The 12,340-nt window shown below is 62.0% G+C and carries 13 protein-coding genes; 6 read left to right on the top strand and 7 right to left on the bottom strand.

Annotation, left to right across the window (positions count from 1 at the left end; genetic code table 11):
- Positions 1-3: 3 nt before the first annotated feature.
- The 6 genes from OOZ48_RS10085 to OOZ48_RS10060 all read left to right on the top strand — a co-directional run bounded on the left by OOZ48_RS10085 (position 4) and on the right by OOZ48_RS10060 (position 4,723).
- Positions 4-1,302, top strand: coding sequence for an amidase (locus OOZ48_RS10085; RefSeq protein ID WP_269497880.1), 1,299 nt, complete (start codon positions 4-6; stop codon positions 1,300-1,302).
- Positions 1,299-2,585 (top strand): M20 family metallo-hydrolase, encoded by a 1,287-nt coding sequence (locus OOZ48_RS10080; RefSeq protein ID WP_269497877.1) that lies wholly within the window; start codon positions 1,299-1,301, stop codon positions 2,583-2,585. The genes OOZ48_RS10085 and OOZ48_RS10080 overlap by 4 nt, the downstream gene beginning before the upstream one ends.
- The gene (gene argE, locus OOZ48_RS10075) at positions 2,582-3,730 is read left to right on the top strand and encodes an acetylornithine deacetylase (protein WP_269497874.1); all 1,149 of its coding nucleotides are present in this window, start codon (positions 2,582-2,584) and stop codon (positions 3,728-3,730) included. Before OOZ48_RS10080 ends, argE begins: the two co-directional genes overlap by 4 nt.
- 73 nt (positions 3,731-3,803) lie before the next feature.
- The gene (locus tag OOZ48_RS10070) at positions 3,804-4,061 is read left to right on the top strand and encodes a hypothetical protein (RefSeq protein ID WP_269497871.1); all 258 of its coding nucleotides are present in this window, start codon (positions 3,804-3,806) and stop codon (positions 4,059-4,061) included.
- Between the two features lie 102 nt (positions 4,062-4,163).
- Positions 4,164-4,433, top strand: a complete 270-nt coding sequence (locus tag OOZ48_RS10065; RefSeq protein WP_269497868.1) for a CopG family ribbon-helix-helix protein — start codon at positions 4,164-4,166, stop codon at positions 4,431-4,433.
- Positions 4,430-4,723: a type II toxin-antitoxin system RelE/ParE family toxin gene (locus tag OOZ48_RS10060; protein ID WP_269497865.1), complete on the top strand. Its 294-nt coding sequence runs from the start codon at positions 4,430-4,432 to the stop codon at positions 4,721-4,723. Before OOZ48_RS10065 ends, OOZ48_RS10060 begins: the two co-directional genes overlap by 4 nt.
- A gap of 293 nt (positions 4,724-5,016) precedes the next feature.
- Here the strand turns inward: OOZ48_RS10060 and OOZ48_RS10055 are convergent, their stop codons facing one another.
- The 7 genes from OOZ48_RS10055 to OOZ48_RS10030 all read right to left on the bottom strand — a co-directional run bounded on the left by OOZ48_RS10055 (position 5,017) and on the right by OOZ48_RS10030 (position 12,340).
- Positions 5,017-5,265: a hypothetical protein gene (locus OOZ48_RS10055; RefSeq protein WP_269497862.1), complete on the bottom strand. Its 249-nt coding sequence runs from the start codon at positions 5,263-5,265 to the stop codon at positions 5,017-5,019.
- A gap of 144 nt (positions 5,266-5,409) precedes the next feature.
- Positions 5,410-5,811 carry a lysozyme gene (locus OOZ48_RS10050; protein ID WP_442867570.1) on the bottom strand — a complete coding sequence of 134 codons (402 nt, stop codon included), beginning with the start codon at positions 5,809-5,811 and terminating at the stop codon, positions 5,410-5,412.
- A gap of 71 nt (positions 5,812-5,882) precedes the next feature.
- Positions 5,883-6,161, bottom strand: a complete 279-nt coding sequence (locus OOZ48_RS10045) for a holin (RefSeq protein WP_269497858.1) — start codon at positions 6,159-6,161, stop codon at positions 5,883-5,885.
- A gap of 4 nt (positions 6,162-6,165) precedes the next feature.
- The gene (locus tag OOZ48_RS18540; RefSeq protein ID WP_442867566.1) at positions 6,166-6,519 is read right to left on the bottom strand and encodes a DUF5658 family protein; all 354 of its coding nucleotides are present in this window, start codon (positions 6,517-6,519) and stop codon (positions 6,166-6,168) included.
- 3 nt (positions 6,520-6,522) lie between these two features.
- Positions 6,523-8,370 carry a right-handed parallel beta-helix repeat-containing protein gene (locus OOZ48_RS10040; RefSeq protein ID WP_269497855.1) on the bottom strand — a complete coding sequence of 616 codons (1,848 nt, stop codon included), beginning with the start codon at positions 8,368-8,370 and terminating at the stop codon, positions 6,523-6,525.
- A 108-nt stretch (positions 8,371-8,478) separates the two neighbouring features.
- Complete coding sequence (locus OOZ48_RS10035) at positions 8,479-11,172, bottom strand: phage tail tip lysozyme (RefSeq protein ID WP_269497852.1); 2,694 nt, start codon at positions 11,170-11,172, stop codon at positions 8,479-8,481.
- A 1-nt stretch (position 11,173) separates the two neighbouring features.
- Positions 11,174-12,340 (bottom strand): hypothetical protein, encoded by a 1,167-nt coding sequence (locus OOZ48_RS10030; protein WP_269497849.1) that lies wholly within the window; start codon positions 12,338-12,340, stop codon positions 11,174-11,176.

Below are 12,340 nucleotides of genomic sequence, written 5' to 3'. Positions count from 1 at the left end.
GCCATGAACCAGAGCGTGACGGACTTGCCGGTGCGCGAATTGGCGCGGGGGATTTCGGACGGCAGCCTGAGTGCCGTCGAGGTCACGGCCGCGTTCATCCAGCGAATCGAGGCCGCGGCACCGGTCCGCGCCTGGCTGTCCTTCGATCCCGAGGCGGCGCTGCGCCAGGCGCGGGCCGTCGATGCCGGCGGCGGCGCCCGGCCCCTGGCGGGCGTGCCCATCGGCGTCAAGGACCTGATGGACACTGCGGGCCTGCCGACCGCATACGGCTCGCCGATCTATGCCGGCCACGTGCCGCGCCGGGATGCGGCCTGCGTCGCCCGCAGCCGCCAATTGGGGGCGGTGGTGATGGGCAAGACCGTCACCACCGAGTTCGCGGCGTTCGAGCCGGGGCCGACACGCAATCCACGCAGCCCCGACGGCATGGTGCATACGCCGGGCGGATCTTCCAGCGGATCGGCGGCCGCGGTGGCCGCGGGCATGGTGCCCCTGGCGCTAGGCACGCAGACCGCGGGCTCCATCGTCCGGCCCGCGGCCTTCTGCGGCGTGGTGGGCTACAAGCCCACCCTCGGCGCGGTCTCGGGGGTGGGGATCAAGGCGTTTGCCCCCAGCCTGGATACGGTCGGGGTGCTGGCCCGGCGGGTGGATGACGCCGCCTATTTCATCGGCGCGCTATGCCGCTGGGCGCTGGACCCGCGGCCCATCGAGGGCCTGCGGGTCGGGATCTGCCGCACGCCGTACTGGGACTGCGCCGATGGCGATGCGCGCGGGGTCTTCGAGGACGGCATCCGCGGTTTCGAACAGGCCGGCGCCCGGGTCGTCGAGGTCGTCCTGTCCCCGGCGTGCGCGGGCCTGAACGATGCCCAGGTCACGATCATGCGCTACGAGGCCGCGGCTGCTTTCCAGGCCGAGGCGCAAACCGATGCGGCCGGATTCAGCCCGTCGTTTGCGCAATTGCTGGAGCAGGGCGCGGCGATCACGGGCGAGGCCTATGCGCAGGCGCGCCGGCTGGCCGACAAGGCCCGCGTGGAACTCGCGCGGGTCTTCGAGTCGGTCGACGCGCTGATCGCGCCCAGCACCCCCGGCGAGGCGCCGCAAGGCCTCGAGTCCACGGGCGATCCCGTATTCAACCGGATGTGGAGCCTGCTGGGCAATCCCTGCATTCATCTGCCGATCGGGACGGGGTCGACCGGCATGCCCGTCGGCGTCACCGTCGCCGGCGCCCTGCACGAGGATGCCCGGGCGCTGTCGGCGGCCTGGATGCTCGAGCAGGCCACCGGCGGTCCGGGAGGCGCCCGATGATCAACCCCCATGCGGATGCGGCGGTCCGGGCGGACCGGGCGGTGGATCACGATCGCCTGCAGGCGCGCATCGCGACGCTGGCGACTTACGGTGGGCGCGAGGACGGCGGCGTCTCGCGCGAGACCTTGACCGACGTCGATCGCGCCGCGCGCCGCTATTTGGTCGACGAGGCCCTGTCCCTGGGATGCGAGGTGGCGATCGACGACTGTGCGAATCTGTACTTCCGGCGTGCGGGCACGGAGGACCTGCCGCCGGTCGTCACCGGTAGCCACATCGACACCCAGCCGATCGGCGGCAAGCTGGACGGCGCCTATGGGGTGGTGGGCGGCCTGGAGGCGATCGCCGCCCTGAACGATGCGGGCATCCGGACGCGGCATCCCATCGAGGTCGTGGCATGGACCAATGAGGAAGGCTGCCGGTTCGGGCCCGGCGCGATGGGTTCCAGCGCCTTCGTCGAACCCGCCGGCCTGGCGGGCTTCCGGCAGTCCGAGGACGGGCGCGGCGTGCGCTTCGGCGATGCCCTGGACCGTACCCTGTCCGAGGCCCGCGACTTGGCGCATCGGCCGCTTGCGCGGCCGCTGGCCGCCTATGTCGAGCTGCATATCGAACAAGGCCCGGTGCTGGAGCAGGCGGGCCTGCCGCTGGGCGTGGTCACCGGCATACAAGGCGTGCGCTGGTACCGCGTGACCTGCACCGGCCAGGCGGCGCACGCGGGCACCACACCGATGGACCGGCGCGCCGACGCCATGCTCGCCGCCATGGACCTGGCGCGGCAACTGCACGCGCAGGCCGGCGAGGCCGCCGACACCCCCCGCGTCACACTGGGCCGCTGGCTGGTCGAGCCCAATTCCGTGAACACGATCGCCGGCAAGGTCACGTTCACGGTCGACGCCCGCTGCCCGGACGAGGGCGCGCTGGAGCATTTCGAGGCATTTCTCGAGGCCGCGGCCCGCGACCTGGGGTGGCGTGGCACCGTCGAGGTCGAGAACGTCTTCCGGAAATCGCCGACGATCTTTCCCGCCGACCTGGTCGAGCTCATCGGCCGCAGCTGCGACGCGGTCAGCGCCGCCGCCGGGCATCCCGCCGCGCGGCGGCTGAGCTCGGGCGCCTTCCACGATGCCATGTACCTCGCGCAGCACTGCCCCAGCGCCATGATCTTCGTGCCCAGCAAGGACGGCATCAGCCATAATGCGGCCGAGGCCACCGATCCCGTGGCGCTCACTCTGGGTGCGCGCGCGCTGGCGCATGCCCTCACCGTGCTTGGACAAGGAACCCGACCATGAAAGCAGACACCTTCGACATGATCGCCAGGCTCGTGGCCTTCGACACGGTCTCGCGCAATTCCAACCTGGAACTCATCCATTTCGTGCGCGACACCCTCTCGCGGCACGGGGTCGACAGCCAGCTCGTGCCCAGCCCCGATGGCCGCAAGGCGAACCTGTTCGCCACCGTCGGCCCTATGGCCGAGGGCGGGGTCGTGCTCTCGGGCCACACCGACGTCGTGCCGGTCGACGGCCAGCCCTGGGATACGGACCCCTTCGAGGTGACCCGCAAGGACGGCCGGCTGTACGGGCGCGGCACCTGCGACATGAAATCCTTCATCGCCATCGCCTTGGCCAAGGTGCCCGACATGCTGCGCGCCGGCCTGCGCCGCCCGATCCACCTGGCGCTCAGCCATGACGAGGAAGTCGGCTGCCAGGGCGCCCCCGCCATGATCGAGCGCATGGCGGCCGAACTGCCCAAGCCCAGCGCCGTGGTGATCGGCGAGCCCACCAGCATGCGGCCCATCATGGCGCACAAGGGTCTGGCCATCCTGCGGACCACCGTGACCGGCCACGAGGCCCATTCCAGCCAGATCCAGCGCGGCGTCAGCGCCGTCATGACCGCGGCCAAGCTGATCGGCCGGCTCGAGTCCATGACCGCCGAGAATCGCCGCAACGCGGACCCCGCCTCGCTGTTCGTGCCGCCGTTCTCCACCCTGCATGCGGGGGTCGTGCACGGCGGCACAGCCGTGAATATCATTTCGCGCGAATGCTCCTTCATGTGGGACGTGCGCGTGCTGCCCGGCGAGACCTTGTCCGCCTACCTGGATCCCTTCAAGCGGTATTGCGAGGAACTGCTGGTCGACATGCGGCGTGTCGCGCCCGAGGCCGACATCGTGACCGAGGTGCTGGCCGATGCGCCGCCGATGGCCGACGAGGGCGGCGAGGCCCAGGCGCTGGCCCAGCGGCTGTCCGGGCATCGATGCTGCGGGGTCGTGCCTTATGGCACCGAGGGCGGCCAGTTCCAGCGCGCCGGATTCTCGGTCGTGGTCTGCGGCCCGGGATCGATCGACCAGGCGCACCAGCCCAACGAGTACATCGACATCGAGCAGGTCGGCGCCTGCGAAACCTTCATCGACGGGGTGATCGCGCAATTGGCGGCGTAGGACTGCGTGCTGCGGGCGCACCCTGTTTCGGACGGTTACGCACATCCCGGGCGGCGCACCTTATAGTGCGGGCATGCCAGGAAAAATCGTTCCCATCCCCGCCCGCTGCGCGGCGGTCCTGTTCTTGGTCGCACTGGTGTCCGGCTGTTCCGCGGTCGACTCCGGGGTGACGGCCGCGGCCCGCCTGTTCGGCAACGAATGTGGACTGAGCCGCAACGCGTGTCTCTACGAGGGATCGTACGAGCCGGGCGAACGCGCTTATGCCGAAAACGAGGCGCGGCGGCTGAACCAGGCATCGCTCGACAGGCTGCGCCGCAACGCGGGGGGTTGAACCGCCGCGGCAACGCAAAAGCCGCCTTTATGTCATCTACTTGGTTTGCTGCTGCAGATTTTTTCGATTATATTTTAATCGAACTGATAGCAGGTGATAAATATGGCAACCGAGACGAAGGTGTTGACCGCGCACGTCCCGTTGAGGCTCGCGGAAAAGGTTGAAGCGATGGCCTCGCGGCTTGAACGCTCGCGCGGCTGGGTGATGAAACAGGCGCTCGCCGCCTGGGTCGATCAGGAGGAGGAGCGTCACCGGATGACGCTCGAAGCCCTGGAGGATGTCGATGTTGGCCAAGTGATCGACCATCGGGCAATCCAGGTATGGGCCGACAGCCTCGGGACGGACAAGCCGCTGCCCTCGCCAGTCAAATGAAGATTCAGTGGACCAGTAAGGCGTCGTCGGACCTTGTGCGTCTGCACGAGCATCTGAGTCCGGTCGCGCCCGAGGCGGCGGCGCGCGTGATCCAGCAACTCGCCCATGCGCCCGATCGGCTGCTCGATTATCCGAGGATCGGCGAGAAACTGGAAGCCTATGAGCCGCGTGAGGTCCGCCGAATCATCGTCGGCAATTACGAGATGCGCTACGAGGTCGCGGCCGGGACGATCTTCATCCTGCGCCTCTGGCATTGCCGCGAAAATCGCAGCTTCGAGTCGGAGGAGTAGCGGCGATGGCGTAGGTGAGTCCGGTCGGCGACGCGGCGTTCCACAAAAGCACAAGGGCTTACAGACCAAAATCTGTAAGCCCTTGACTTGTATGGCGCGGCTGGCAGGATTCGAACCCACGACCCCTTGGTTCGTAGCCTCACGCTTGATTTTAAGTTGTTGATTTATAACGGTACTTAATGTGCGTTCGCTGCCGATTCTGCACCGTAACGTACCGTTTTTCAGGGGCTATTCCCCCAAAATTCACCCAGGCTGTTTCGATAGGATTGCCTTCACGTACCCTTGCAGCCCGTTCACGGTGTCTGCCCACTCTGCAGCATCTGCAGCCAGGTCTGCATATTCCCCGTAGCACGCTGCAAAACCTCCGATCCAGTCGGGGCCGGCTGCATCAGATCCGCTGCGGGCTCGGGGATTCTCGAGGTCACGACCATGGGCGCGGAGCACCCTGTCAAGTTGACCACGCACAGCGACAAGATCACGCTCCACAGCCTCGCGGGCAAGAACCGCACCCCGATGTTCGGCATCAGCTCGATCACGTTCATATTGCATCCCCTCGGATAGGGCTGCGGCTGCAAGGGCCGCATCGATTTTCGCCTGGGCATACCCAGCGCGGTACTGAGCGGTGCCGTGGGCCCGCCACGCCAGCCCGATGATGCCGGCCAGGACCAGGCCGCCGGCCGCGGCAATCAGCGCAGTCCTGACAGACATATCTGCATTTCCGCGTTGCGGCGCTTGACCAGGCCGGCCAGCTTCCGGCCGCCCGCGTAGACCCAGCGCGGCAGCTCCTTGCAAGCGCCGATGACGTCGCCGGCGCGCAACTTGCGCAGCAGGGTTGACCCGTTGTAGGCTCCCGGACCGACGTTGTAGACGAAGCTGGCCAGGGCCACCCGAGGGCCGTCAGGCAGGCCCGGCGCGGACGCGTCCACGACAGCCAGGGCCCGGGCAACCTCCTGCCGTGTGAGCGCGTCACACTGCGCTGGTGTGGCTACGTCGCCCATCTTTACACCATGTGTAAAGCCCTCGCAGATGGTGGGGATGCCCACCGGATCGATGTAGGCCACGAGGCTGCGACCTTCGTACCAGCCCACCAGTGCGACGGCGGCGGTCAGTGCACCAGCCGCCGCCCGAGTTGCAAGGCGAGATTTCAGACCCTCAGGAATCACAGCTCGCACCGTTCTTTGAGCGCCGCGATCCGTGCCTCGCTCTCGCGCGTCTCACGTCGATCCCTACGTATCTGGAAGTACGCATTCAGCGCAAGACCGAGGATCGCCACAGCCCCGGTGATGATCGAAATCCAGTTCCATCCAGCCATGGACGCGACAATGCTGCTGGCGCTGGCTCCGTAGGTGGTGGTGGCTGTCGCCTTGATCGCAGCCGCGTCTGCTGAGTGGGGCGGCATGTCTACTATGCGCGCGATGATTGTCCTTATGACACTCATGGCATCACCTCAATTTGATATATTGCGATGCGTTCCATCCGCAAACCCAGACGTACCAGAGACACAGCAGGAACATCACCCAGGTCCACATCCACGGCAGGACCAGGAATATCGCCGCGCAGATCACAACCTTCGTGGCGAACAGAGTTGGCACGACGCCAATCCGGCCCATGGCCCATCGCATGATCGGGTTCAATTCCCGTCCGCCCCGGTTGAGGGTTAGGGTGGTGAGAACAGCATCGGCCCTTTGTGTGGCGAGGAATAATACATAGAGCCAGTGCTCAATGTATATCCTGTCCCCGAGTACATGCAGCGTGTGGGGGAGATATGAAGCTGTTTGTATATAAAACCATAACATGAACTATGGATCAATCTTACCAAACGCCTTCCACGTCCCGGGGGTTCCTGCCGCAACACACACCCATCCGATATTTCCAGCAGCGACGGGGGTTGAGTGATATACAATATCCCCAACTGCCCAAGTCCCGGTTGAGGGGGCTGAAGTATAATAACTAACACGATAGTTGGTGCCACTCTCAAACCGCTGGGCATTATGGATACCAACAACATATGGGTGCGTTGCTGAGTAGTTTCCGGTTATAATTGCTCCCGCAACATTACATTCGATAAAACGCTCTAACACTGTGTAGGGGGCCACGTTAGCGTGTGTGTTGTTTTGAATATAAACACGATCTGCCGTTACTGCTCCCGGGACAAGAATGCAGTCTACATAAGATATGCCAGCAATATTAACCTGCTTAAAATCATTATCGCAAACACGCACGATACCCGATGCGGAGGTTATTGCTACCCCGTATACGAAAATATTTTTAAAGGAATTACCTATAATACTAATGTCTTTAGCACCTTCTTGTACATCCGCGCCGTTGCCCCCGGAGATACCATCAAAAATATTTCCAGAGAAAATAACTTGTTCTGCCGCTCTAATTATAGAGCTAGTCTTTACGTTGCGGAAGATGTTGCCGGAAACTAAGATGTCCTTTGCCGTATAACCCGGATTAGACGAGCTAATAAATATTCCAGTGGCAATGGTGCCTGTCGTACAGTTCTGGCCAATATTATTACTAACGACAACCCGTTTTGGGGCGAACGTATTATATGAAGACTCAGAGGCAAGGTAATAAGCGGCCTGAGCCGAGTTATCGACGAAATTCCCCTGGATTAAAATGTCTTCTCCCCCCACAACTGTAATGCCTCTAGCAAGGCCGTCTATACACGTGTTGTTTACAATTTTTATATAACTCACCGGGGAGCCATTCGATACGTAGGAAACAGCTGCAATACAATCGTCCCCCGTACTTGCTGTTTTGTTTCCCTGAATCAAAACCTCGGTAGATGCCCCTGTTACGTGAATCCCATCCGCCAACGTATCAGTGACGAGATTATTTAGAACAATACCACCTGTGGATTGAGTTATAAAAATCCCTGCTGAAGCAGAATCTGCCACGGAACAGCCAGCAACTTTAAAATTAGTTGCATTATTTATGAAAATTCCTGCTGAGTTGGCGTTCGCTTGCCTAACTCCTCCCCAATCTGCCTTAATTATAATATTTTCGATGGATGGGCTATTTCCAGTTAATACAACTGCATGTTGCGGGTCGGGGGTAGTAGTATCCGTAGATCTTAAAGTTCCACCCCCATAAACTGAAATGGAATCAAAAGTAAGTATTCCTGAGTGACTGAACTCACCAGCAGGAATGTGCAGCGCTACCTTCCAAATTTTGGCTGCATCTGCTGCCGCCTGGATAGCCGCAGTGTCATCGGTGACTCCATCCCCCACAGCACCAAAATCCTTGACGCTGACAACCTCGCGCATCTTGTCGCGCGAGGTCCTTGCGACTGCGCCGGCGCCAGCCTGGATAAATCCAACCATCGACGACCCATCAGGAGCCGCAAGATCAATCTGAGAGGCACCCCCTGCGACATCATCCTGGCTCCACACAAGCGCCCCGAACCAGTCTCTGAGGACGAACGTATAGACTTGTTCAGGATCCAGCCAGACTACAGCCTCACCTCGCGCATCAAGCACGATCGGGTTGGTGTTGTACGCGGTCTGTTCCCGGTCCTTCCACGTCGGGTGTGGCGTGGTGGTCTTGTTCTGGTAGGTGTAGAGCGTGGACCCGACCATGGGACGGCCATTTTGATCGATGGCCTGGAAGCGGGGCATGGTGTAGGATATTCCGGACATATCGTTATCTCATAAAGAAGCCCCGCTCGGGGCGGGGCCTATATGGAAGAAAGCAACTTGTTATGGGGTCACAACCCTATATTGATCGGGTGGCTAGGCGCCATGATCCTACTCGCTGCCTGGCATGCCTGGCGCAGCAAGAAGTGAGCCAGTCGTAGACAATTGCAGCAAGCGATTCGAGGGGGTCGTGACCCGGTCAAGCAGCGCGGGCGATACACGTTGAGCGGCACGTTGTTGAAGCCCCCCCTGGATCGCGCCGATCTGATCCCCAATTCCTAAAATGCGCAAGCCTCGACCTACTGTGCCGAGCGCATCAAACGCGCGCCCAACAAACGTAGTGGCGCTGTTGCTGTTGTTCACAGCGCTTCCCACTGGCTGATTGGACATCAGCCGACCGACGCGAGAAATAGCCTCGAGCTGTTCGATCTCCTGGGGTTCAAAGAACGCCGCCAATTTGTTGCGGCCGAGCTGTTTCAGCGCTTTTGTGTAGTTCGCTGCACTGAATCTCGCTGCACCGATATCGTCCGGCATCCCCGATAGCGCTCGATCTTTCAGATGCTGAACCAAGGCGCCGCGCACCGAATCTCGAGCAGGTGGGTCGGCTGCCAGCAGACGCGCCAATCGGTTGACGTTGCGTGCCGGCACCGACGAACTGATGATGTATTTCTGTAGAAAATTATCCGGCGCTACCGTGCCTTCATACAGGGCCTTAAGCGCTGGGGTGCTTTCTACTTGACGCATCATCGCCCGGTTTGCCGATCTGGCACGATTGAATGCCTCTACCGCTTGCTCGCCGATTTCAGACCCGGTGGTGGCAGGCAGATTGCCAGGATTCACCGCGCGAGCGCCTGCGGTTGTAGTCTGCTGACCCAACGGCAACACAGGAGCATCGTCCAAAGCCTGGCGCACAAGGCCCAGAGCGTAGCGGGCGCTGCCATCACTGGTGCCGCGTTGCAGGCGACCCATCAGAGTTTTCAGTTGCTCGGCATAGTCCACGGTGAATGGCACTTCGCCCGCGCTGATGCGATTCAAATGGTTGCGCACATCTGCTGGCAGCGCGCCGCCCACCAACTGATCATCCAGCGCCTGGATGGCTCGATCTGCAAATGCACGACCATCCAGAGGGAAGCTGCGGCCCGCACTGTCACGTGCAAGACTGTACAGATCATTGATGCGGGCCTGTTGTCCGCCCAAGCGACGTTGCAGGGATTCGATTGCGCGATGCCCGGCAGTCATGGCGTCGTCAGACGCGCCAGCCTGATCCAGGGCCCGCACCAACGATACGTTGTTTTCGTTTTGGATCTGCGACAGGTTGCGACCGCCTGCCACAGTAGAGTTGGCCTGAATCTTTGCGAGATTTTGCTCTCGCGTGATTTGCCCCGGATCCTGCGTGAGCATGCCTCGTGTTGGCGTTGCGCCCTCGATGCGCTGGAAATCAGCCAGTCGTCGCAAAGCCCCTGGGCTCAGCTCATCGCCTTGCCGCAACGCCTGAGAAACCTCGATGCGCATTTGTTGCTGGACGCGTGCTGGGAGATCGTCAAAGTTGGTCCCGGCTTGTGCGAGGGTTTGCCGGATGCGCTGATCAATGTCGGAAAATCGACTTTGGATACCGCGCACGGCAGATTGAGCACTAGAGACCGCCATAGGCGCCACAAGGCCACCAGCGAGAGCTGCCCCTGCCTGGGCCAATGGTGATCCGCCAGCCTCGCGCACGGCGCCCCCAGCAGCCCCAGCACTGGCAGCTGAAGCGACCTGACTTCCGGGGTTGGCCCCAAGCGCCTGTAATGCCGATTGGGTCACGCCCGCCGCCCCGCGCGCCAATGCGTTTGCTGTCCCGGCCACTCCTGCCACGCCCGCCATCAGCCGAGTCGCATCACCGACCACCCGCTCATTGGCAGTCTGTGGCCCTGGGAGCCCCAACGTGTCTGCTGCGGATGATGCAACCTGGGCGGTGTTCGCCGCCTCGGGCAGTCCAGCTGCGCGCAGACCCACATTTAGGCCCTGACGAATTGGCTCAGTCACGATGCCCGCTGCTTGGCCAAGGCCTTCTAATCCGTAGCGTGCGGTCAGCCCGACCTGGCGCGGGATCTCCATAATGGCTGCACCGGCGCGCTCAGCAAAAGAGCGCTGAGGCGGTTCTGCCAGTAGATCCGGCTGCTGACCAGCCTTCAGCCCCATGCGCCCAAAGATTTCTTCATCTGTGAAACCAGCATCACGAGCCTTTTGAATTCTGGCAGACATGTCGGCGTTGGCCTGGATGCGCTTTAAAATTTCGTTGTCGTCAAAACCAGCGGCATGGGCCCTATCGATGCGCGCGCGTATGGATTCGTCCTGCTTAGGCAAGGTCCCGGCCCGTGCCGCTGGCATGATGAAATTCAAGGCTTGCTCCGTCCATGATTGCCGTTTGTCATATGCCGGGACACCGGGGCGCAGGAACTGGTCAGTGAACACGCGCCCGGCTGTCTGTGCGTCTTGTGCTTTTCGGACGCCATCGAGGACGCGGGACTCTGGTGTATCCCTCAGTTCATGCAGCAGGAACTGATAGTTTGCCTCGGGGTCTGTCACATCCATTTTTTGTCCGGCGGCAAATGATTCGAACTGTTGACGACGGGGCCCGGTCCATTGCGCCCAGCCGAAGCCACCACGAGATCCGGGAACTGTCGGATTGCGCTCGTTGATGGCTTGCAATCCATCCGACTCATACCCGAGCTGGCCGACAATTCCAGCGGCCTGCGCAGGCGTCAATTGCAGGTCTTTGGAGAGCCTTGCTATCACCTGCGGGGCGAGTTGTTCCCATGCCATGTTAGAACCCCAGAATTTGATCCAATTGAGCGTCTCGGTCCGTGGCTTGAGTCTCATTGGACCGAGGCGGCGCGCCTTCCGCCGCTGCGCCAAGGCCAGAACGAATAGCATCGAGCGCGGTGCGTCGAGATGTCCTCTTCTGCGCCAGAACCTCGGGGCTATCTCCGGGCTGGGGCAGATACATCTTTCCGTAGATGTCGAATTCCTGGCTGGTGATGGCCGCGCCTGTATCCTTTCTCAGGATGGCCGCCAAGAACTCTCGGCCCGCCTGGTCGGCCCGCTGAAAGTCCGGCGACACGGTGAAGTTCCCAACCAGTGGAATTGCGCCACCGGCGCGCTGGGCAGGGTCCGCGAGCTGTGATCCCAGTTTATCCAGGATGGGGCTGGCCGCCTCGCCTCGGGTCAGATACACCAGGTCCTTGCTTTGCTGTTCGGTCAGTTTTCCGGACTTCGCGCCGCCCGTAGTGACGCTGACCGTCCCATCCGGATTCGTGGTGATGGATAGGCCTTCTCGAGCCTTGGGGGAAAATCCTTGAACCGGCCGCAATGAGCCATCGCCGTAGCGCTGAACCAGCATCGGCACGCCGTTGGGCCCAGTGACTTCAATGGGCGCTCCTATCGGGGCGCCTTGCTTTTCCGACGCCTGCGATGCGCGGAATTGGTTGTCCAACTGCTGCTGGTAGGTCAGCGTCTGCCGTCGTTGCTGATCCACCCATGCGGGATCGTATCGGTCAGGCACACCAGTCAAGGGAATTCCGAGTTGCAGAGCTTGTTGCCGTGCGGCCTGGAAACTGTTCTCGTCTGTGACGCTGCCAAGCAACCTGCCGACCAGATCGATCTGTGTTTTCGCCTGATCGAGCTGGGCCTTTTGGGCGTCGGATATTGCCTTCCTCTGACCCTGGATCGTCTTCGAGAAATCCATGGCCTGGCCAGGCGCGACACGTGCGACTTCGGGCAGAATGGTTGGGTTGATGCCGCCCTGGGAATCGAAGGTTCCCGGCCTCTGAAAGAGAGCCGCCAGCGCGTTCTGTTGCTCCAGTGCCCGGCCGCGTTGAGCAATGTCCATTTCCTGACCCTGGATCGCCAGCGCCTGCAACCGATTCTGGTTTGGCGTGTTGATCTGGGGGGATTGGAAGGACATCGGGATTCGGGTATCGAGTGTGGCCAT

Source organism: Castellaniella sp. S9 (genome assembly GCF_027257175.1).
Lineage (GTDB): Bacteria > Pseudomonadota > Gammaproteobacteria > Burkholderiales > Burkholderiaceae_B > Castellaniella.
Note: the sequence above shows the minus strand (reverse complement) of the source record. Positions and strands in the feature narration are given on the sequence as shown.

Excerpts from the sequence above, each read along its gene's own strand:
- OOZ48_RS10035 (WP_269497852.1), bottom strand. The coding sequence starts at position 11,172 with ATGGCATGGGAACAACTCGCCCCGCAGGTGATAGCAAGGCTCTCCAAA.
- OOZ48_RS18540 (WP_442867566.1), bottom strand. The coding sequence starts at position 6,519 with ATGTTATGGTTTTATATACAAACAGCTTCATATCTCCCCCACACGCTG.
- OOZ48_RS10070 (WP_269497871.1), top strand. The coding sequence starts at position 3,804 with ATGCCAGGAAAAATCGTTCCCATCCCCGCCCGCTGCGCGGCGGTCCTG.
- OOZ48_RS10085 (WP_269497880.1), top strand. The coding sequence starts at position 4 with ATGAACCAGAGCGTGACGGACTTGCCGGTGCGCGAATTGGCGCGGGGG.
- OOZ48_RS10080 (WP_269497877.1), top strand. The coding sequence starts at position 1,299 with ATGATCAACCCCCATGCGGATGCGGCGGTCCGGGCGGACCGGGCGGTG.
- OOZ48_RS10040 (WP_269497855.1), bottom strand. The coding sequence starts at position 8,370 with ATGTCCGGAATATCCTACACCATGCCCCGCTTCCAGGCCATCGATCAA.
- OOZ48_RS10045 (WP_269497858.1), bottom strand. The coding sequence starts at position 6,161 with ATGAGTGTCATAAGGACAATCATCGCGCGCATAGTAGACATGCCGCCC.
- argE (WP_269497874.1), top strand. The coding sequence starts at position 2,582 with ATGAAAGCAGACACCTTCGACATGATCGCCAGGCTCGTGGCCTTCGAC.
- OOZ48_RS10060 (WP_269497865.1), top strand. The coding sequence starts at position 4,430 with ATGAAGATTCAGTGGACCAGTAAGGCGTCGTCGGACCTTGTGCGTCTG.
- OOZ48_RS10055 (WP_269497862.1), bottom strand. The coding sequence starts at position 5,265 with ATGAACGTGATCGAGCTGATGCCGAACATCGGGGTGCGGTTCTTGCCC.
- OOZ48_RS10065 (WP_269497868.1), top strand. The coding sequence starts at position 4,164 with ATGGCAACCGAGACGAAGGTGTTGACCGCGCACGTCCCGTTGAGGCTC.
- OOZ48_RS10030 (WP_269497849.1), bottom strand. The coding sequence starts at position 12,340 with ATGGCCACACTCGATACCCGAATCCCGATGTCCTTCCAATCCCCCCAG.